The organism is Bifidobacterium bombi DSM 19703 (assembly GCF_000737845.1).
GTDB lineage: Bacteria > Actinomycetota > Actinomycetes > Actinomycetales > Bifidobacteriaceae > Bifidobacterium > Bifidobacterium bombi.
Map to the genome: position 1 here is coordinate 1285885 of NZ_ATLK01000001.1, position 16644 is coordinate 1302528.

The window sequence follows — 16644 nt, forward strand, 5'->3', positions numbered from 1 at the left end:
CTCCTACAGCTGAGCCGTAGCACGATTGAAGAAATTATGTTTCGGATATCTCAGCGAGCCGTATTCCTGTTCAGATGCGTTCTCGCTGCCTGCGACAACGTTCACGTAGGGGCGTTTGATGCCGGTCGGCGACTTCGTGCCGGGGCGTACCCCCTGTTCCAGATGGAGCGAGTCCGCGAAGTCCTCACACCCCTCCTGGATGGCCAGCCGCTGGCAAATGGGCAACAGCCGCTTGGCCGTGTCCATCAGGGCATCCTTGACGTTGGGGTTCTGCAGCACGTTGCGGTCGATCCATTCGTCATCCACGATGGCTCCGGTCATCTGTGGTCCTCCATCATGTAGAATTCGCTGTGCGATCCGAGCCCGTCAGCAGGCATGTACTCCTGGACCGCGCTTGACAGCCGGTACGCCTTGCCGTTCCATCGGATGGTGTCGTCGCCGTCCACGAGGTCGGAGACGAGAACGCCTTGTGGTCCGATAACCCGCCATCTGCCGATGATGATGTCCTGTTCGAAGAGCACGTCGCCCGCATTGGTGACGGGTTGCACACTGCAGCCCTCCACCGTGCAGGCGGTCATGCTCTCCTTCGTCTCGCCATCCACGTCCGGCTCGCCTAGGGTCCGGTGCTCTATGACAATGGTGTCACCGTGAATGCCGGTCATAGAATGCCTCCAATCCGGTATTTCGACACTGCCGAGCTCCAAGCCGCAGACGTGCCCACGCTCATCGTCAGACTGTAGGTGCGGGACTCGGCCCCCGTTGTATAGGAGGCCAGTCCGGGAAGCACCTGATAGATGGCTGCGGCCTGTTCCAACACTGCGTCTGACACGTCACCTGGTATCGGGTCATACCCGTGCGAGTAGGTGACCTTCAGTGCCCGCCACTTGTCGGGCAGGGGTGCGGGGAAGCGCAGCAGGCCGTCAGCCGACCATTCGTACGGTACTGGCGCGCCGTCAAGCAGCACCCGGTCCACTGCGAGGACCGGCCAGACCGGCAGACGAATCGTCCTGACGCCGGTGGCGTCGAGGATGATCTCCTCGTTTTCCACTTTGACGATCGGGTTGTGGGATTGCCCGACGAACCGGTCGGAGGCCAGGCGCAGGGCGAGCAGCAGCTTCTTATCATCGGCTTTGGCCCCTATGCGCACCGCCAGGTCATCGGCCGAAGCCAGAATTTGGCGGTCGCCCCGGGACTGTTCGCTCATGTCGGCCTCCTATCGGATCAGTGGCTGGCGTTGCCTGAGGGAGCTCCGGCGATGGCGGCCACAGCGATGCGCTTGGGCTCGCGGATCATGAGCAGGTATTCCTCCTCGGCCCTCACGTAGGTGAGGTTGTGGCGCGCGTCGTCCTCGTTCTGATTGAAGGCCAGGATGGACAGCGGGGTCTTCTGTAGCAGCTGCACGGAGTGGAAGTCGCCGACCAGGACCTTGCCCTGGGGCACGATGCTGGAGGTGATGCGCGGCACGCCAAACAGGGTGAAGGGGCCGGTGGCGAACGGGGCGTTGGACAGGAAACGATCGTTCTTGTCCTTCATCAGGTTCAGTGTCTCGTTGTCTGCCGGGTTCATGACCACGGCCTGCACGCCGATGCCGGGCACCGTCTGCTGCAGCTGGGTGATGGCATGGGACACGGTGGTGACCATGTCCGTGTCGAACGGGATCTGTAAGGTGCCCGCGGTGTTCAGGATGCCGTTGGGCTCGTCGGTGCCACCCATGCCGTTGAGCACTAGGTTCTCCTTGTAGGAGGCCAGATTGCGCGTCAGCACGGAATCGATCAGAGAACTGATCACCCCGTCGTCGGCGAGCTCCTGGTTGGTGACCTTGATGCCGTCCGCGACCGTGAAGGCGTGCGCCTCCGCCACGGCGGTGGACAGGGTGCTCAAAGGCTTGAGGTCGCCCTCCTTGACCTTTTTGGCGTTGTTGGTCACGGATACCAGCTGCCGGTATTTGAGGAACTGGCTGGTGGTGGTGCCCAATGTGATCAGGGAAAGGAAGGTGTTCGGCTGCGGGTAGGTCAGATCGGTGACGCCAGGAAGCACCTGGGGGACGATCGCCCCGGGCAGTCCGGTGGACAGCGGGTCCGGGTCGGCTTTGACGTGCAGGCCGCGCGCGGTGATGGATACCGGTGTGCCATGGGGCTGGTTGGACTGGAAGTTCTTGTAGGCCTTTGTCTCGGTGAAGGCCTGCCCATAGGACTTGGCGACAGCGGTCCTGGCGGGTTCCACCGGTGAGCCCTTGCCCTGACTGTCGCCTCCGGCGGCCAGACTCTTGAAGGCCTCATTGGCCTCATCGGCCTTTCTGATCCGTTCGCGCAGGACATCTGCTTTCTGTTTCCATTCGAGGATCTGGTCGTTCTCCTCGTCGGTGAATTCGCGTTTCTCCTCCTGTGCCTTCTTCGCCAGAGAATTTGTCTGGGCGAGGATATCCTTCAATTCTTCTTGCAGGCTCATAGTCTTCCTTCCATGAGATTGATTTCCATTTCCGCTGCCCAGGCGGTAGTTTCGGGCACTGTGCAGGATTTCACGGTGTCAGCCGCAACATCCCGTCCCTCTCCTTCCTTGCCGGATGGCTTGGACTGAGAGGAAAGTTCTTGGAGTACGGTCTGTCGGACCAGTTCGCGCATACCCTCGTCATGCTCCGCTGTCTCGGCATCAGCGTCGGCCTGGTCAGACTTGGTGGATAGCAGTACGGTGGCCGGATTGGCTCCCTTCATGCATGGGCCGAGCTCGATAAGGTCCACCTTGCCGACCTGATAGATCGCATCCCCGTCCGGACCATCAACCATCCGGAAGTCCGATTCCATGCCGGAGTATGAGAATTCCTTGATGCGTCTGTCCTTGAGGAGCTTGAAGACCTGGACCGCGGTGGGGTTGCTCATGTCCAGTTGTGCGGTGACCTCCAATCCCTGGTCGGTCTCCTTGGCTTCAAGCACCTCGCCGATATGGCTCATAGGATTGCTCCAGTCGTGAGACCAGACCACTGGTATCGGATCGCCGGAGGCCTTCCATTTGGCCAGGGTCTCCGTGAAGGCTCCCGGCATGACCACTTCGCCGAGGGAATCCACATTGCCGAACACGCTCACCAGGGCGGTGAACTGCCCTTCACCAAGGCTTCCTCCGTCGCCGACGCTCTTGAACGTGGCTCCGGTGGTTCGTTTGAGGGTGTGCTGCTTCATTGACTTCCTCCTAAATTCTGTGACCCCGAGTCAGTCGGGTCCGCCTGGGGTCCTCCTCCACGAACGGTGTTGAGCAGGTCGATGATTTGGTCATATTCGGGTCCTAATCCCGGGAATCCTTGTTCCTTGCGCCCCTCGTTGATACTCAGATAGGGGCCTCCGACTGCCTTTTGCAAGATCTCCGCCTGTTCAAGGAACGACCCGCGCAGGGCCGCGTTAAGGTCGAATTCGACGTATTCTCGGGGGTCCTGAGACACCAGGGGCACGATCTGGGCGTTGAACGCCTGCTCCAGCTGTGTGAACAGCGGGCCGAGGGTCTCCTTGTAAAGCGAGTCCCGGAACGCCTGGGTTGATGAGTAATTGGCCTCCCTGGCTCCCACCATCTCGGGCGGCACATGGTACGCAGACGCCACCTCGATGTCCGCGAGCGTGCGCCCTTCGACCTCCTGGGCGTCCTTGGGGCTGAAGGACTCGACCTTCTCCCAGTGGATGCCCTGCAGGACCGGCGAGCGACCTTCATGCCCGCCGTTCTCCAGGTAGTCATCGATGTCGGATTCCAATCGTTTCTGGTCGTCACGCTCCAATGGCTTCATGTCGGCGTTCATCGCGAAGATGCCGGGGATCCGTGCCCCGTTCTTCCAAATTGCCTGCCGCCATTTGACCGATTCGGCGTATTCGCGCAGCGTCTGGGACAGGGTCCGCATAGGGCTGACGCCATTGGCGCTGCCGTACCCCTTGTCCCATAGGACGCCGTCCAGGCCGATTACGCTGGAGCCGTTGTCCGCTGTGGCGAGCTGGATGCCGCGCACGTCCTCAAACCCGGCCCAGGTGAAAGTCCAGGTGTAGGCAGGTATCCGGTACAGCTCCCACCCGCTGCGTGAGCTGGCGGATGGGAGGAGTTTGACCGCGAAGCGGTCGTACACCATCAGATCGCAGATCAAGTCGTACCAGAATCGGTAGGACCCATGGTAGCGAGTAGGATACTTGACCAGGTTGTACAAAGGGCCGTCTGTGACCACAGGCCGGTCGTTGTCGCCATCGCGGCGGTATACCTTCATGGGGATCCTGGCGGCGTTGCGAGCGATGAACTCAACGGTCTTGCGCACAGCCGGCTGGGTGGCGAACACGGACAGCGACTCGGAGTTAGCGGACAGCGGCATTCCAGGGTCCACGACGTACCAGCGTCCCCGTACGGTGCCCGCCTGGAAGTCCTGGACGGACTTCTCAACATGTTTGTGTCTGGTGAAAGGCCAGATCATGCCGTCCTCCTTCTCATGCGTACAGCCCATGCGAGGCGTACGGATTGTCCTTCAGGGTCGTCTTACGGGTCATCGCCTCGGAAAGCGCATCACAGATGGCGGCCACGCCGTCTATCTTGTCACGCGAATCCCTCTTGTTAGGCTGCACGTTGCCGTTCTCATCGCTTTTCACGGCGAGATTGTCGACGTTCCAGCGCAGTACGGGGTTGCCACCATGCTGGAAGAGCGGATGGTCCTCGCTGCCGGTCAGCAGCAGACGTTGCAGCTCCTTGAGTACCGGGGAAAGGGTTTTGAACCCCTGCCTGACCGGGGTCAGCCGATCCACGGATAGCCCCTGCTCCTCGAGATCGTTGACCACCTGGGTGGCGTTCCACGGGTCGTATCCGATGGTCTGGATGTCATAGGCCTCAAGGTCTGCGCGGATCTGCCGCTCGATATAGGAGTAGTCGGTCACGTCCCCGGGCGTGGGCACCAGGTAGCCGTCCCTGACCCATACGCTGGCGTTTCCGGATGTGCGCCGATCCAGGTCCTCAAGCGCGGCTTCGGGGCACCAGAAACGCATCCGGCACCGGTAGCCCTCGCCCTGCGGGAAGAGCAGGCACCAGGCCGTCAGATCGGACACCGAGCCCAGATCCCAGCCGCCATAGCATTCACAGCCCTCCAACTCGCTCTCATCCACGGTCCCGGCGTTGCGGTCCCAAGCCTTGAGGGTGATGAAGCGGGTCTCCTGCTTGGTGCGGATGCCCAGGTGCAGCCTCAGATAGTTGGCGAGCTCGGCCGGCGAATTCCGCGCCCTGGTCGCCACCTTCGCCAGATAGTCGGCGCTTGGCGACACCCCGTAGCCGGGATTGGCCTTCATCTGCGTCTCCATGGCGAACGGGTCATCGTCCTCATCAGCGCCCCACACCACCCCGTACCAGGAAGGGTCCTGGATCGTGCCGGCCGCCAGCTGCTCCACATAGTGGCGGGTCTCGTCGTAGATGGTGCCCGACTTGCCCGCGTCTGGGGTCGTGATGCGCACACCCAGGGGCTGCGAACGCGAGCCGCGTCCGGTTTCCAGGGTGCGGACCAGGTCGGGGGTTTTGTAGACGTGGAGTTCGTCGCAGATGAAGCAGTGCAGGTTCATGCCGTGGGCTGCGTCTGCGGCGGAGCTGATGACTTCCATGTAGCTGCCGGTGGCTTCGTGGACGATGCGTTTTTGGTGGGCTTTCATCACGCCTTTGAGGGCGGGTGTCTTCTCGACGAGTTGTTTGACGGGTTGGAAGACGAAGCCGGCTTGGTGTTCGGTGCTGGCGGCGCATACGACTTGTGCGCCTTCCTCGCCGTCGGCTCCGAGCATGTAGACGGCGATGCCGCCTGAGAGGGTGGATTTGCCGTTCTTGCGTGGCACATCCACGTAGAGGTCGTTGATGATGCGCACGGTTTGCCCGTCGTCGTTCTTGTGGACCCATCCGAAGACCGGGGCTAGGATCCATGCGACCTGCCAGGGGGCCGGGTCGAGGGGGTGGCCGGCCCACTTTCCTTGCGTGTGGCGCAGGACGTGGAAGGATGCCAGGACGCGGTCCACGCGGGATGGGTCGAAACTGGCTCCCTCCATGTCGCGCGGCTCGGCGGTCTTGATTTTGGGCCGTTGCCATTTTTGGGGCAGGTCGAGTCCACGGGAGAGCATGTACCAGGCGACCTCGGGTGAGATTTTCAGGCGTTCCAGCTCATGGTCGGAGGGCAGTTCGATAGGTTCAGGTGCCGAAGGCGAAGGGGTTTGCTTCCTGGTCGCCATCATCCTCACCTAGTCCCTGTATCTGTCCTTCCGCTGCGGGATTGAGGCCGAAATCACGGGCGAAGGTGTGCACATCGGCCCTGGCGGCTTTCAATGCGGCCACTGCGGGATGCGGTTTGGGCACCCCTTGCGAGGTCTTGACCGTCATTCCTTCCTCCAGGAGCTGCTTTGTGGATTCGCGCATCTGCCAGACGGCCGTGCAGTACGCTTCCAGGCTCGGACCGTCCACTTTCTTGAGGATGCCTAAGCCATCCAGGGCCTCGACCACGCTCTTCCATACGGTCTTGGCCCCTTCGGGCAGGTAGGACGGCATCCGGGGCTTCTCGCGCTCGAAGCCAATCTCCTTCTCGACCTTACGCCCTCCGGAGTCCCGGCCTTCGCCCCGTCCATTGATCAGGCGGAGCTTGGGAGGGGCCTTGAGCGGCCCTCGCTGACCCATAGCGACCACCCCCTCCTGAGCAGAAAAACGAATTGGAAAACTTGAGACGCGAAAAAGGCAGTTTCGGCGGCGCTCCCCGGGTCGAAAATTTGTTCGATTTTGACCCCCTACCCACCCTATAAACGTTGGAATTGCAACGTTTTCATGGGTTTGATTGTTCGATTTGTTCGAAGAGGCGGGCGGCGAGGCCGGGGCCTTGGTCTCGGTGGGTGCGTCGGCGTCGGCTGTCGAGGGTCTTGGCGTGGTGGCAGGTGTGGCACAGTGATTGGAGGTTGCCGGTGTCGTAGAGGCTGCCGCCGTCTGCGACTTCCCAGATGTGGTCGACCTCGGTCGCTTTGCCGCCGCATCGTACGCATCTGCCATGGTCCCGGGCCAACGTCAGGCGGCGGGCCTTGGCCCACTGTGCGCGGTCGATGGCTTGCGTGTGGGCCGACGCTCTAGCCCATGGCTTGGGCTGGTGGTCAGCGCATCGTCCCTTGTCCACGGCCTTGGCCATACAGCCGGGCTTGGTGCATCTGCCGTGTGGTCTGGTTGGCATCAGAGCAGCTCGATGCCGAGGGACTGCAGGGCGGCGAGGTACTCGTCCTGGTATATGCGCAGGGGCCATGCCTTGAGTGCGGCGTCCCGGTCTACCTGCATGCCCTGGCCTTGCATGGTGTCGGCGATGCGGGTGAGCTGGTGGGCGATGCGTTCCATCTGCGGACTTTCGGTTTCGGAAGGGTTTCCGATATGGTTTTCAGGTTTTGTTTCCGGCATCATTCCAACCTTTTCGGCGTGTCGCCATTGCTTTAATTTAATTACTTTGTTATTATATAAGTGTCACCAAGGAAAGGAGGGAACATGAGGATAACCGATTGGATACAGACCATCTGCACAGTGGTGACGACGCTGGTCTCGGTGGCGACGCTCATACACGACATCACCCACCAGCACAGATAGTCCAAGAGAGGGGTTCCGAATAGACCAAGTATCCAGAACCCCTCCATCCCAATCATATCCCATGAAACATCATGAAGACAAAAACACTGATAGGCATCGCCGGCATCGCGTGCGGCGTGGCCGCTCTCGTGTGCAGCTTCTCGAGGCTGCCATGGACGGGAGGACTGCTGGGGCTCGCCGCGGGCGTACTGTGCCTCGACCTCGCAATCCGCAGGGACGACGAATGACCGCACACTACCTCAGCATCACGCAGATAGCCGACATGCTCGGCATCGCCAAAGGGGCGCTCGCGGGATACAGGCTCCCCGAACCCGACGCGACCATCGGCCGTACCCGGGGTTGGAGCGAGGACACCATCGAAAAGTGGGTCGCCTCACGTCCCGGCCACGGGGGACGACCCAAGAAACACTGAACGTTTGTTGCCTGCGGGCAAAGGAGTAAAGCCGCAAGCAAGACTACTTGGTATGACGTGGGGCTTCGAAGCGCTCTCCATCGTTTTATAAAGCTCGGATGAAACCATCGCACGCCACATAAATCCGCAATGACTCGGATTGCGTGAAGCTAGACGGATAACAGTGCAGGCCCCCGGAGATAACCTTCGGAGGCCTGCACACTTATGACGTAGTCATTATAGCACACTAGGGGTTCAGCCTACAAATCATTGGGATTTCCTGTTGGCCTGCGTAACAAGCTCCCCAATGGGAAACTCGTAGTAGCCGCCCTCCAACTGGCTGGCGTGGACCTTGCCCCGATGCAGCCAGTTCTTGACATCCTGCCGTGTGACCCTTACGCCGGTCTGTCTGCTGACCCATTTTGCTGCTCCAGCCGGTGTTTGCGTGGTGTGGAGTTGTTGCCAGCGCTCGCGAGTGTCGGCCCGTAGACTGTCGAGGTTGACCCAGTGCCCGCACTGGCAGACCATGCCATGCTCGTCCTTGTCGGCCTCGACTTCACGCCCGCAGTTGGGGCAGCGTCCGGCGAACGGTTTGACTTTGCGTCGCTCCACACGACGGCCGATACGCTCGTTGAGACGGACAAGATCCCGGTAGTCGTCTACCGCGTACGGGCTCTGGCAGAGCCGGGGCAGCACAGTCGTGAGTCTGCGCAGGATGTGATGCCAGTCGCCCCACACCTGGACGGTGGCGGCTATGCTGCTGATGGCGGCCTCCGCCTCGACCTCCAAATCCCATGCCGCAATGTTGACGGGCGTGGGTGCGGTACCGTGACCATGGGCACCGACCTCATGCCCACTGAGCTTGTACTCTCTCATGGCCAGCGCGTGCAACTGCTGCATGTTGAGGCGCAGCCGGTGTATCTGACGCGCGTAGTCCTTGCGACAGGCTTGGCACAGCCGCCAGGGCTCCGATACCGGATTCCCACAGTTCCCACAGCTCCTAGATTCGTCAACCATCATCCGCGCCCCCAAAGCGGAGCGCGGGACATCGCGTCATAACTATCGGCTATCCGCTCCAAGCTGTGAGCGATACTGACAAGCGCCAGATCACTGACACCGATCCCAGACCTCGCCAAATCTACAGCCGACATGTCGTTAACTTTGGCGGCATTCAGCATTTCTTCAAGATTCATTTCCGATATTTTTTTTACACATTTTTGTCTCCTTTGCTTGTCTGCGTGCCTTGCGTTCGGCCCTACGTCGTCTGGTGTAGTAATCCGGGTCTTTGGCGATGATTCTCAGATAGGTTCGGTGTTGCCGTTCCGCTTTGGAGAGCGGCGGCTCCTTACTGAGGTCCGCCTCACCGTCCCGACAGGCCCGAATGAAATCCCAATCCCATGCGCTCGCACTCATGCCTCCTCCCAACCGTCGTCCGGCCCGTCATGCCCGCCGAGCTTGTATTCGCGCATGTCCACCGTGTCGCACACCGCACGGGTCGGCTCACTTCTGCGTTTGCTCATCGTCCAGCGCCCCCATCAGCGCGTCCAATCCATCCGGCAACGGCCTGCCGATACGCCGCAGACATACATAGTCAATTCCTCCGAACAGCCGGACGAACTCGGCGCGGTTGATGTCAGCGAGCGCCATGATCTTCTCGTGCTGCTCGTCGACCTTCCACGCCTCGAGCTTGTGGACGGACCCGATGCCGTCTGTTGGGGTCAGCGGTTCCGTCGTGTTGACGCCTTCGAGTTTCCAATTACCGAGCGTGCTGCCGGTTTGCGCGTCGATGTAGCGGATCACGTCGCCGTTGATGGGTTCGGTCCGTACCTCGTAGTGTTTCGTGCCCTGCTCGATCCGCCTGTAGATGCCGGGTTCGATCTTGGCCGTGACGATCGTCAGCTGTTTCATGATTGCTCCTTTGTCGTTTCGTTGAATGTCCGTCCTGTTTTGGATGATCCTTTACCGCTCCCGTTCATCATGCTGCCTCCCAACCGTCCGTCCCGTCATGCAGGCCCAGCCTGCCCAGTGCCGTCTGTCCGTCCATGCCCTGGTTGAGCAGGATGGCGAGGTTGACGGCGAGGTCGTCGGTGTCGGGCGTCTGTCGGTTGAGCAGGCTTAGGACGTGCTCGCAGGCGTAGCTGTGGGTGTGGGGTTTGTCTGATGGCTGGCCTCTGTCGGTCCGGCTGTCGGGTTTGGTGTCTTTGAGCCACAGCAGGTAGCGTGCGTCCCAGTCCTTGAGCTTGTGTCCTCCGCTCTTGGCCCAGAGGCGGTAGCGGTCGGCCGAGCGGGGCAGGTCGATGTTGTGGTCGGCTGCGTACTGTCGGGCTTCAGGGTTCGGCTTCCAATCGTCCGGTAGCGGGTGGCGTGCTCGAGAGTGATGGTTCTTTTTCGGGGTTTCGCCCCCTTGGGGGGCTAAAGGGGGTTTATATATATCTACGTCAGTAGATATATATATTGGTTCTTGGTTCTTGGTTCTTGGTTGTGCGTCTTCGGGGTGTCTACCAAGCGTCTTCGCAGCGTCTTCGTCGCGTCTTAAGACGGTCTTAAGACGCTTGGTAGACGGTTCCGAGACGGTCTCATCATCTTCCGACGATGCTTCCTTGGACGTTTTCTCCTCGTCTTTTTTGGCTTTATAGCGGGCGTTACGCTCCTTACGGAGTTCGATGGACGTCTCCACCTGCTCGCGGCTGGTGTTATAGCCAAGATAGCCGTGCACCTGGTAGCCGCCATCGGTCTCGTCAAGCAGACGCAGGTCCACGAGAGCGGTGATGTCCTCCTCGGTGGCCCTCAACGTGTAGCGCAGGATGTCATGATCCACATGCCCGTCGGTGAGCTTGTCGGAGCACCACATGATCGCCATGAACCACACGTTGAGCGCATGGGGGTAGTCCTCCATCGCGTGCAGCAGCTTGGGGTTGGCATACCCGTCGTTGTACAGTTTGGCGTAGCCGCGCTCGCCTTGTTTGCGTTTGCCGGTCATGGTCGTACCCGCGCTATCTGGTCGAGGCACTCTGCGAGCAGGGCGCGTCTTACCGGGTTGAGGCAGGTCATGAGGGTCGTCTCGTCCACGGGACCGCTGTAGGTCAATGGCAGTTCGGTGGCATCGTATTTGGCTCGCAGCTCCTGGTCGGTCATCCAAGGGCGGTCGTGGTGCACGAGACTGGGCTCGTACCATTCGAGCTCGGCATCGGAGCCGCTGGAGTCGGGTGCGACCCATCTCAGGAGCACGGTCCTCGTACGCCTCGTAACGTATAGTCCATTGATTTTATACATGCTCATTGTTGGTCTCTCTGGTAGTCGTAGTCGCGCTCCTCGCGCAGATCATCGTCGCACGCAGGCACATGCCATGCCGCCCGATGTAGGGCCTGCCACAGATCGGGCAGGCCTCCTCATCGACATCGGGCGGCATCTCGTCGTGATACAGGCTCATCATGGCTGTCAGAACTCCGGGTCGGAGCCCCACGGGTCACCCGTGTCCTGCGAGCCACTCGCGCCCTGCGAACCGCCCTGATACGCTCCGGTGCCACCGGACGCACCCCACGACGAGCCACCCTGATATCCGCCATTGCCGCCGTTGGTGTTGCCTCCATGCTGGATGCGCTGCACTTGGGCCGTCGCGTAGCGCAGGGACGGACCGATCTCGTCGACCGTCATCTCCACGACCGTACGGTTCGTGCCATCGTTCGCCTGGTATGAGCGCTGCTGCAACCGTCCCGTGGCGATCACGCGCATACCCTTGGTCAGGCTGTTGGCACAATGGTCCGCCAAATCCCGCCAGGCCGAGCAGCGCATGAACAACGCCTGCCCATCCACCCACTGGTTCGTGTTGCGGTCGAACATGCGCGGGGTGGAAGCGATGGTGAAACTCGCCACGCTGCTCCCGTTTTGCAAGTTCCTGAGTTCCGGGTCCGCTGTCAGATTCCCAATGATCGTTATCGTCGTCTCACCAGCCATCACTTGGCCTCCTTGCCGGTCCAAGGGTCGTTCTGCTCGTCCGCGCTACTGTCACCGTCATCGGAGTGGAAGGTTTCTTTGGTTTCCGACGTGTTTTCTTCCACTACCTCTCCTTCTATCTGCGTGGATTCCGTAGGCGTGGAGGGCTGTTCCACGATCGGGTGGAAGATTTCACGGTAGTCGGGCGTGGATTCGTCCACGTTCACGGCCTGCTGCGCGTTGACCGATACCGGAAGGTACGGGAATACTCGACGGATGACGGTCTTCTTGGCCATCGCCTCGTAGTCCGACGCCCAGGGACCGTTGTTTCTGGCTTTGCTGCGCGCCCGTATTCTGTCCACCTCGCTGCGGGTCATGTGCTCGAAAACGAACCCGCCCGTCATCAGCTGTGCGTTGACGAACACGTCGGTGAGCTTGCCCGGCTCATGCGAGGCATTGGGGTTCTGACGGTATTTGAAATGCTGTCCGGTCTCGTCCTCCCAGCATTCGAAATCGTCCCCTTCGTACACGGCTTGCGCGTGGATGCTTTTGATCTGGCCGCTACGGCGTGCCAGGTCGATGATGCCCTTATAGCCGAGGATGAACGTGGCCTGGGTCCTGCCGTTCCTGCCGTTGCCGTAGGGCAGGATGTATGCTCTGCCCAACCCGTCCACGTCGGAGGGTTCCAACCCCAATGCGGAGCATTGCATGAAGCAGGAGAGCACGCTTTCGGGCGTGCAGTCCGCCAGTTTGGGGTTTTTGTTGATGGTGCTGACGCACAGCTGGTAGAGCCGTTCACCGCTCATGTTGTTGCCGATGACCGCCTGGATGCGAGGCCAGCTTTTCTCGAGCATGGTCTTGAGCTTGCCGGTCGGGCTTTTGGTCTGCAATCCTCGCGACTGCGTCTGCTGGGTGAGTTCCCCCATGATTATCTCCTTTGTCTTGTGTTTATTGGTTGATGGTCGTGATGCGCAGGGTGCGGCTGTCATACGCCTTGCGTACGGTCTGCGCGTGGTGCGAGGTCTTGTACGTGGCCTTGTACATGTCGTTGCACAATCCCTGGTGTTCGCCGATGAGGGTCTTGATCGTGGCCGCAACCTCGTCTCTGGCCGTCTTGGCTTTGCTCAGCTCCTTTGATCGCGACAAATACTCATCGCACGCACGGCGGAAGACCTCGTCGTCGGTTTGCTCGATCTGACCGTCATCCTGCGGGTACACGTCATCGACATCGCTGCCGGTCAGTTCCGGCGGCTCATCGCGTTGGACGTAACCCCAGAACTCCTCCGCGGCCTTGATGACCGCGGCGACATCCTGCTCGTCGCGCTCGAACCGCACCTCGACCGGCTCGCCCGAACCAAGATCCGCGTAGAACACGCCCCACGTCCAACCGGTCACGGCCATGTAGTGCGTGACTTGCGCCAGATAGTAGGCCGGGGCGTGCAGACTGCCGTCGTCGGCCTGCCAGTCTTTGGCACGATACGCGTTGGCGGTCTTGATCTCCAACACCCCGTACGACTTGGACGCCGGATCCCAGATGTACCCGTCCAGACTGGCCTGCATGCACGGATGCGCGACGCTCCTCAGGCTCATGTCCGTACCGCCTACCACAGTCAACTCGGGATGCTCACGCCGGAACCGTTTGCGCAGCTCTCCCTCCAGCACATTGCCCCGCTGGATGGCCCACTTGCCGCTCAAGTCCTCCGGATCAGAGCGACCGGTACGCTCCAGCCACAATGCGTACGGCGACTTGTAAGGACTCAATCCCATGATCGCCGCCATGTCACTGCCGCCGACGCCGTCATTGCGATGAGCAAGCCACTTGCCCTCACGCTCTGTCTTGGTGCGACCCTTGAACCGGGTCACCTCATAGGTTCGGTTGCTTGTCAAAATCCTATGATCCATCTCACTCTCCTTTACGTGGCAATGCGGTGGGTAGTTTGACCCAGCTCGTCTTATGCGCTGGTTTGACCGCGTGATGCACCTCGCATGCCCTGATCGCATCCTCCAATGCGCAGGGTGCCGCCAGCGGGCCACACGTCTTGCAGTGCGGCAGATACTCGCTCACTGTCACAGGTCACCACCAGTCTCGGGATCCATGTCGCTTATGCAGACGACCGTGTGCGGCCGGTACTCGATACCGTGATGGGTCAACTGGTCGCCTGGCTTGCGTTTGCGCAGACTGCCCTTGCGAGCGCCAGGGACCAGCTGGTCCGGCGTTATCTTGCACATGCAGGTATCAACGATCTGAGAGTCGTCCTTGTATGCGAGCCCGTTGAGTGCGTCGGTGACCAGCTTGTAGAGGTTGTCGAGGTCGGGGCGACCCTGGTGTGACATCCAAAACTCGGCATCGACGCACACTGGCCCATCCAACGGCGTCGCGTCAGGGTAGGCCTTCTTGAACTCGTCCGCCACGCGACGTTCGGCCGTCCTGGTCCTGGCTGGGGTGACTCCGTGTCCCTTATAGACTTGCGGTCGTCCCTTGGCGACGGGCTCGCCTGGGACCAGCAGTCTGTACCTGGCCATCAGTCCACCGCCTTAACCCGTAACATGCTCTTGGGAGCCCACTGACACAACGCCGTCAGCACACCCCGCTCCCGGTCGATGGTCACGTCGGACATGTCCGGCTGCAGCAGGAGTCGGTCGAAGCGTCGGTCGTTGTTGCACACGCTTATCGTCTCCTCCAACTCCATAAACAGGTCGTGGGCGGGCATGAGCCGTCCCAGCTCGGTAAGCGGCCACCGGTAAGGCGTGCGTGGCATAAAACCGTCAGTCAACGTCATCCTCCTCACCGGCATAAATCCAACTCAAACCGACACAAGCCACAATGACGCACACATAACCCGCTAATATCAGCCGGCCATCAGCCTCATGCGCTCCGGCCAGCAGCAGCACCAGACCGGTTAGCGCCAGGCACGTCATCAGCCCGATCGCGATCACACGCAACTTAGACCTGACATCACTCGTCATCGGACAGCCTCGCCATCATCTCCACGCCGGCCTTGGTAAGCGCGTAACGCCCGCATTTGTTGTGCGACCGGGTCAGACCGTCCTTGTCCGCCACCCGCACGTAGCCGAGCTTGCACAGCTCGTTGAGCCGAGTGCGGATCGTACTCTCACCCATCGGAGCCGCAGCAGGGTAGCGCTTATGCTGGATGCGCTGCGCGCACTCGGACACACGCCAAGCCTCCACGGGCTTGCCGTTAACGCCACACACATCGCGCATCGCGGTCAACGCGAGCCTCCGCTTGGCACGCACATCCGGGCACACACCGTCAAGCCGTCCGGCCAGCATGTCATCGATCGTCAACTGCTCCACGGTCATCATCTCCTCTCAATCCCTCGCGCTCTTTGGCAATCGCCGTAATCGTCATCGCGCACTGGTCCAAAAACTCGTCCACCTCGTCCTCGTCATACCCTTTGCGCAGCAGACCTACCTCGTTGAAAGTGGCCTCGCGTATATCCTTTGGTGTCAGTAGATCAACCATGCGGGTACCTCCCCGTATCGATCCCACACCGACAGCAGCAGCACCCCCAGTGGAGCGCAGATGATGACATAAAGCAGGTTGGTAACACACAACACTCCATGTGCGAGTCCGGCAATCAGCCAGCAGCACTGTATAAACGCCACCAACAGCAGGAGGTCACCGGCCACCAGGCAGACGACAGGCAGCCAGACGGTCGTATCCTTTTCCTTGTCTTGCATGATGCCTCACTCTTGGAAGCCGTATGGTATGCCGGGTTCGGCTGGCAGATTGTCTTTCGCCCACCCGCGTGCAGCTGCTGCGAGCATCTTGGGCGTATGGGTCCCGTCCGGATATACGACCGGTATGTCATGCGATCTGACCGCCTTGCGTATGAGCTTTTCCGGCTGGTTAAGCACAAGTGCGGCTTGTGGGATGGTCCAGTAGTCGGTATGTGCGTAACGTTCGGTCTTCGCCGCTTTCAATTTCTCCCTGAGAATCAGCTCTTCTGTTATACTTGTACTTGACATTGATTCACCTTTCTTTGTCGTCGCCGCAGTGGTAGCTGCGGCATTTTTCTTTATCAAAGAGGAGAAGTAAATGGACATTACTGCTATCATTCCCAGCATCATCAGTGGATTAGTGTCAATTGCCATTGCGGTCGTCGGATGGGTTATCACATGGCGGTCATCGAAAAGACGGGATGAGGAAATTAATGACGCAGCCGCGCAGGAATCCAGGAAACGAGCAGAAGATCTGGAGAATATGTCCCAGCAAGTGCAGGCGTTGCGGGAACAGGCCGCCGCTCTTAAAAAACAGGTCAGTATCGCCATGGACCAGGATGCAGTGCCCAAATGGGACCTGCACCAAGCCAATGGGGTTATATACGAGCTTGTGAACGGCAACACCCATACCGCGTTAGACGTGCGCATCGAACCTGTTGCTGGTTCCATCGATGATTCCGACAAGATAGAACTTGGTAATATTGATCCCGGATCGGCTAGCACCTTCGATTTTGACCTCGCAGCGACGAGCGCTGCCCCAGACAGCGTCCTCATTACCTGGCTCCCGAAGGGTTTCGATGAGCGCAAAAAGGTTCGGACGGCTCTGCCTCCTTATGTTCACCAGTAGATACAAGCGCCGCAGTGAGCGCATCGGAATTTGCTTCGAACAACTGGGTAACCCAAATGTATGCATGCCCGTCATGAATCTGAACCTCGATTGGGTGAGATTCCAACGAAGCAGTATGATTCGGGCGAATCCCAAGCAGTT

At 60.2% G+C, this 16644-nt stretch carries 26 protein-coding genes and 3 pseudogenes; 3 read left to right on the forward strand and 26 right to left on the reverse strand.

Annotated features, from left to right (window positions below):
• Positions 1 to 3: 3 nt before the first annotated feature.
• From BBOMB_RS04905 to BBOMB_RS08075, 10 genes and pseudogenes are all read right to left on the reverse strand, one after another.
• Positions 4 to 321, reverse strand: coding sequence for a hypothetical protein (locus tag BBOMB_RS04905; RefSeq protein ID WP_044087952.1), 318 nt, complete (start codon positions 319 to 321; stop codon positions 4 to 6).
• The gene (locus BBOMB_RS04910; RefSeq protein ID WP_044087951.1) at positions 318 to 662 is read right to left on the reverse strand and encodes a hypothetical protein; all 345 of its coding nucleotides are present in this window, start codon (positions 660 to 662) and stop codon (positions 318 to 320) included. The genes BBOMB_RS04905 and BBOMB_RS04910 overlap by 4 nt, the downstream gene beginning before the upstream one ends.
• Entirely contained in the window at positions 659 to 1204 is a 546-nt protein-coding gene (locus BBOMB_RS04915) for a hypothetical protein (protein WP_044087950.1), read from the reverse strand. The genes BBOMB_RS04910 and BBOMB_RS04915 overlap by 4 nt, the downstream gene beginning before the upstream one ends.
• 17 nt (positions 1205 to 1221) lie before the next feature.
• Positions 1222 to 2448: a phage major capsid protein gene (locus tag BBOMB_RS04920; RefSeq protein WP_052377493.1), complete on the reverse strand. Its 1227-nt coding sequence runs from the start codon at positions 2446 to 2448 to the stop codon at positions 1222 to 1224.
• Entirely contained in the window at positions 2445 to 3173 is a 729-nt protein-coding gene (locus BBOMB_RS07635) for an HK97 family phage prohead protease (protein ID WP_052377494.1), read from the reverse strand. The genes BBOMB_RS04920 and BBOMB_RS07635 overlap by 4 nt, the downstream gene beginning before the upstream one ends.
• On the reverse strand, positions 3170 to 4432 hold the full coding sequence (locus BBOMB_RS04935; RefSeq protein WP_044087947.1) for a phage portal protein: 1263 nt from the start codon (positions 4430 to 4432) through the stop codon (positions 3170 to 3172). Before BBOMB_RS04935 ends, BBOMB_RS07635 begins: the two co-directional genes overlap by 4 nt.
• Positions 4433 to 4445: 13 nt before the next feature.
• A complete protein-coding gene (locus BBOMB_RS04940) occupies positions 4446 to 6212 on the reverse strand; it encodes a terminase large subunit (protein WP_202961855.1) in 1767 nt (588 codons plus the stop codon).
• Positions 6169 to 6648 (reverse strand): phage terminase small subunit P27 family, encoded by a 480-nt coding sequence (locus BBOMB_RS04945; protein WP_044087945.1) that lies wholly within the window; start codon positions 6646 to 6648, stop codon positions 6169 to 6171. Before BBOMB_RS04945 ends, BBOMB_RS04940 begins: the two co-directional genes overlap by 44 nt.
• 289 nt (positions 6649 to 6937) lie before the next feature.
• A pseudogene (locus tag BBOMB_RS08520) lies at positions 6938 to 7255 on the reverse strand (HNH endonuclease); the annotation flags it as partial.
• On the reverse strand, positions 7186 to 7404 hold the full coding sequence (locus BBOMB_RS08075; RefSeq protein WP_044087944.1) for a hypothetical protein: 219 nt from the start codon (positions 7402 to 7404) through the stop codon (positions 7186 to 7188). The gene BBOMB_RS08075 and the pseudogene BBOMB_RS08520, both read right to left, overlap by 70 nt.
• Before the next feature lie 254 nt (positions 7405 to 7658).
• Between BBOMB_RS08075 and BBOMB_RS08080 the strand changes: the two genes are divergently transcribed.
• Together BBOMB_RS08080 and BBOMB_RS04965 are read left to right on the forward strand one after the other, a co-directional pair.
• Positions 7659 to 7814 (forward strand): hypothetical protein, encoded by a 156-nt coding sequence (locus tag BBOMB_RS08080; protein ID WP_156097131.1) that lies wholly within the window; start codon positions 7659 to 7661, stop codon positions 7812 to 7814.
• Entirely contained in the window at positions 7811 to 7999 is a 189-nt protein-coding gene (locus tag BBOMB_RS04965) for a helix-turn-helix transcriptional regulator (protein ID WP_044087942.1), read from the forward strand. Before BBOMB_RS08080 ends, BBOMB_RS04965 begins: the two co-directional genes overlap by 4 nt.
• A gap of 246 nt (positions 8000 to 8245) precedes the next feature.
• Here BBOMB_RS04965 and BBOMB_RS04970 read toward each other — a convergent pair whose 3' ends face one another.
• The 16 genes and pseudogenes from BBOMB_RS04970 to BBOMB_RS05035 form a co-directional block, all read right to left on the reverse strand.
• Entirely contained in the window at positions 8246 to 8998 is a 753-nt protein-coding gene (locus BBOMB_RS04970) for a hypothetical protein (protein WP_156097132.1), read from the reverse strand.
• Between the two features lie 162 nt (positions 8999 to 9160).
• Positions 9161 to 9391: a hypothetical protein gene (locus BBOMB_RS04975; RefSeq protein WP_044093283.1), complete on the reverse strand. Its 231-nt coding sequence runs from the start codon at positions 9389 to 9391 to the stop codon at positions 9161 to 9163.
• An 87-nt stretch (positions 9392 to 9478) separates the two neighbouring features.
• A complete protein-coding gene (locus BBOMB_RS04980; protein WP_044087940.1) occupies positions 9479 to 9886 on the reverse strand; it encodes a hypothetical protein in 408 nt (135 codons plus the stop codon).
• A gap of 67 nt (positions 9887 to 9953) precedes the next feature.
• Positions 9954 to 10958: a hypothetical protein gene (locus BBOMB_RS07640; RefSeq protein ID WP_052377496.1), complete on the reverse strand. Its 1005-nt coding sequence runs from the start codon at positions 10956 to 10958 to the stop codon at positions 9954 to 9956.
• Positions 10955 to 11257, reverse strand: coding sequence for a hypothetical protein (locus tag BBOMB_RS04990; protein ID WP_152570177.1), 303 nt, complete (start codon positions 11255 to 11257; stop codon positions 10955 to 10957). The genes BBOMB_RS07640 and BBOMB_RS04990 overlap by 4 nt, the downstream gene beginning before the upstream one ends.
• Positions 11244 to 11411 carry a hypothetical protein gene (locus tag BBOMB_RS08085; RefSeq protein ID WP_156097133.1) on the reverse strand — a complete coding sequence of 56 codons (168 nt, stop codon included), beginning with the start codon at positions 11409 to 11411 and terminating at the stop codon, positions 11244 to 11246. Before BBOMB_RS08085 ends, BBOMB_RS04990 begins: the two co-directional genes overlap by 14 nt.
• 20 nt (positions 11412 to 11431) lie before the next feature.
• A pseudogene (locus BBOMB_RS04995) lies at positions 11432 to 11932 on the reverse strand (single-stranded DNA-binding protein); the annotation flags it as partial.
• Complete coding sequence (locus BBOMB_RS05000; RefSeq protein WP_081867306.1) at positions 11932 to 12900, reverse strand: recombinase RecT; 969 nt, start codon at positions 12898 to 12900, stop codon at positions 11932 to 11934. The gene BBOMB_RS05000 and the pseudogene BBOMB_RS04995, both read right to left, overlap by 1 nt.
• Positions 12860 to 13813: a YqaJ viral recombinase family nuclease gene (locus BBOMB_RS05005; RefSeq protein ID WP_052377497.1), complete on the reverse strand. Its 954-nt coding sequence runs from the start codon at positions 13811 to 13813 to the stop codon at positions 12860 to 12862. Before BBOMB_RS05005 ends, BBOMB_RS05000 begins: the two co-directional genes overlap by 41 nt.
• A 165-nt stretch (positions 13814 to 13978) precedes the next feature.
• The gene (locus tag BBOMB_RS05010) at positions 13979 to 14434 is read right to left on the reverse strand and encodes a RusA family crossover junction endodeoxyribonuclease (RefSeq protein ID WP_044087937.1); all 456 of its coding nucleotides are present in this window, start codon (positions 14432 to 14434) and stop codon (positions 13979 to 13981) included.
• On the reverse strand, positions 14434 to 14685 hold the full coding sequence (locus BBOMB_RS05015) for a hypothetical protein (protein WP_152570176.1): 252 nt from the start codon (positions 14683 to 14685) through the stop codon (positions 14434 to 14436). Before BBOMB_RS05015 ends, BBOMB_RS05010 begins: the two co-directional genes overlap by 1 nt.
• Positions 14678 to 14878 carry a hypothetical protein gene (locus BBOMB_RS05020; RefSeq protein WP_044087935.1) on the reverse strand — a complete coding sequence of 67 codons (201 nt, stop codon included), beginning with the start codon at positions 14876 to 14878 and terminating at the stop codon, positions 14678 to 14680. The genes BBOMB_RS05015 and BBOMB_RS05020 overlap by 8 nt, the downstream gene beginning before the upstream one ends.
• Positions 14868 to 15233: a hypothetical protein gene (locus tag BBOMB_RS07645; RefSeq protein ID WP_238549893.1), complete on the reverse strand. Its 366-nt coding sequence runs from the start codon at positions 15231 to 15233 to the stop codon at positions 14868 to 14870. Before BBOMB_RS07645 ends, BBOMB_RS05020 begins: the two co-directional genes overlap by 11 nt.
• Positions 15234 to 15255: 22 nt before the next feature.
• Positions 15256 to 15396 (reverse strand): annotated as a pseudogene (locus BBOMB_RS07650) (DivIVA domain-containing protein); the annotation flags it as partial.
• Positions 15381 to 15614 carry a hypothetical protein gene (locus tag BBOMB_RS05030; RefSeq protein WP_044087933.1) on the reverse strand — a complete coding sequence of 78 codons (234 nt, stop codon included), beginning with the start codon at positions 15612 to 15614 and terminating at the stop codon, positions 15381 to 15383. The gene BBOMB_RS05030 and the pseudogene BBOMB_RS07650, both read right to left, overlap by 16 nt.
• 6 nt (positions 15615 to 15620) lie before the next feature.
• Positions 15621 to 15902: a hypothetical protein gene (locus BBOMB_RS05035; RefSeq protein WP_152570174.1), complete on the reverse strand. Its 282-nt coding sequence runs from the start codon at positions 15900 to 15902 to the stop codon at positions 15621 to 15623.
• 70 nt (positions 15903 to 15972) lie between these two features.
• On the opposite strand from BBOMB_RS05035, the gene BBOMB_RS05040 reads away from it, so the two are divergent.
• The gene (locus tag BBOMB_RS05040; protein WP_044087931.1) at positions 15973 to 16503 is read left to right on the forward strand and encodes a bZIP transcription factor; all 531 of its coding nucleotides are present in this window, start codon (positions 15973 to 15975) and stop codon (positions 16501 to 16503) included.
• Positions 16504 to 16644: the final 141 nt, after the last annotated feature.

What these genes read in the sequence shown, in the direction of transcription:
- BBOMB_RS04920 (WP_052377493.1), bottom strand. Translation starts at nt 2,448, where the DNA reads ATGAGCCTGCAAGAAGAATTGAAGGATATCCTCGCCCAGACAAATTCT.
- BBOMB_RS05040 (WP_044087931.1), top strand. Translation starts at nt 15,973, where the DNA reads ATGGACATTACTGCTATCATTCCCAGCATCATCAGTGGATTAGTGTCA.
- BBOMB_RS04975 (WP_044093283.1), bottom strand. Translation starts at nt 9,391, where the DNA reads ATGAGTGCGAGCGCATGGGATTGGGATTTCATTCGGGCCTGTCGGGAC.
- BBOMB_RS05030 (WP_044087933.1), bottom strand. Translation starts at nt 15,614, where the DNA reads ATGCAAGACAAGGAAAAGGATACGACCGTCTGGCTGCCTGTCGTCTGC.
- BBOMB_RS05035 (WP_152570174.1), bottom strand. Translation starts at nt 15,902, where the DNA reads ATGTCAAGTACAAGTATAACAGAAGAGCTGATTCTCAGGGAGAAATTG.
- BBOMB_RS08080 (WP_156097131.1), top strand. Translation starts at nt 7,659, where the DNA reads ATGAAGACAAAAACACTGATAGGCATCGCCGGCATCGCGTGCGGCGTG.
- BBOMB_RS05005 (WP_052377497.1), bottom strand. Translation starts at nt 13,813, where the DNA reads ATGGATCATAGGATTTTGACAAGCAACCGAACCTATGAGGTGACCCGG.
- BBOMB_RS07645 (WP_238549893.1), bottom strand. Translation starts at nt 15,233, where the DNA reads ATGACCGTGGAGCAGTTGACGATCGATGACATGCTGGCCGGACGGCTT.
- BBOMB_RS04945 (WP_044087945.1), bottom strand. Translation starts at nt 6,648, where the DNA reads ATGGGTCAGCGAGGGCCGCTCAAGGCCCCTCCCAAGCTCCGCCTGATC.
- BBOMB_RS05020 (WP_044087935.1), bottom strand. Translation starts at nt 14,878, where the DNA reads ATGACGAGTGATGTCAGGTCTAAGTTGCGTGTGATCGCGATCGGGCTG.
- BBOMB_RS04905 (WP_044087952.1), bottom strand. Translation starts at nt 321, where the DNA reads ATGACCGGAGCCATCGTGGATGACGAATGGATCGACCGCAACGTGCTG.
- BBOMB_RS04940 (WP_202961855.1), bottom strand. Translation starts at nt 6,212, where the DNA reads ATGATGGCGACCAGGAAGCAAACCCCTTCGCCTTCGGCACCTGAACCT.
- BBOMB_RS08085 (WP_156097133.1), bottom strand. Translation starts at nt 11,411, where the DNA reads ATGATGAGCCTGTATCACGACGAGATGCCGCCCGATGTCGATGAGGAG.
- BBOMB_RS08075 (WP_044087944.1), bottom strand. Translation starts at nt 7,404, where the DNA reads ATGCCGGAAACAAAACCTGAAAACCATATCGGAAACCCTTCCGAAACC.
- BBOMB_RS07635 (WP_052377494.1), bottom strand. Translation starts at nt 3,173, where the DNA reads ATGAAGCAGCACACCCTCAAACGAACCACCGGAGCCACGTTCAAGAGC.
- BBOMB_RS04915 (WP_044087950.1), bottom strand. Translation starts at nt 1,204, where the DNA reads ATGAGCGAACAGTCCCGGGGCGACCGCCAAATTCTGGCTTCGGCCGAT.
- BBOMB_RS04935 (WP_044087947.1), bottom strand. Translation starts at nt 4,432, where the DNA reads ATGATCTGGCCTTTCACCAGACACAAACATGTTGAGAAGTCCGTCCAG.
- BBOMB_RS04990 (WP_152570177.1), bottom strand. Translation starts at nt 11,257, where the DNA reads ATGAGCATGTATAAAATCAATGGACTATACGTTACGAGGCGTACGAGG.
- BBOMB_RS04980 (WP_044087940.1), bottom strand. Translation starts at nt 9,886, where the DNA reads ATGAAACAGCTGACGATCGTCACGGCCAAGATCGAACCCGGCATCTAC.
- BBOMB_RS05000 (WP_081867306.1), bottom strand. Translation starts at nt 12,900, where the DNA reads ATGACAGCCGCACCCTGCGCATCACGACCATCAACCAATAAACACAAG.
- BBOMB_RS04965 (WP_044087942.1), top strand. Translation starts at nt 7,811, where the DNA reads ATGACCGCACACTACCTCAGCATCACGCAGATAGCCGACATGCTCGGC.
- BBOMB_RS05010 (WP_044087937.1), bottom strand. Translation starts at nt 14,434, where the DNA reads ATGGCCAGGTACAGACTGCTGGTCCCAGGCGAGCCCGTCGCCAAGGGA.
- BBOMB_RS07640 (WP_052377496.1), bottom strand. Translation starts at nt 10,958, where the DNA reads ATGACCGGCAAACGCAAACAAGGCGAGCGCGGCTACGCCAAACTGTAC.
- BBOMB_RS04910 (WP_044087951.1), bottom strand. Translation starts at nt 662, where the DNA reads ATGACCGGCATTCACGGTGACACCATTGTCATAGAGCACCGGACCCTA.
- BBOMB_RS04970 (WP_156097132.1), bottom strand. Translation starts at nt 8,998, where the DNA reads ATGATGGTTGACGAATCTAGGAGCTGTGGGAACTGTGGGAATCCGGTA.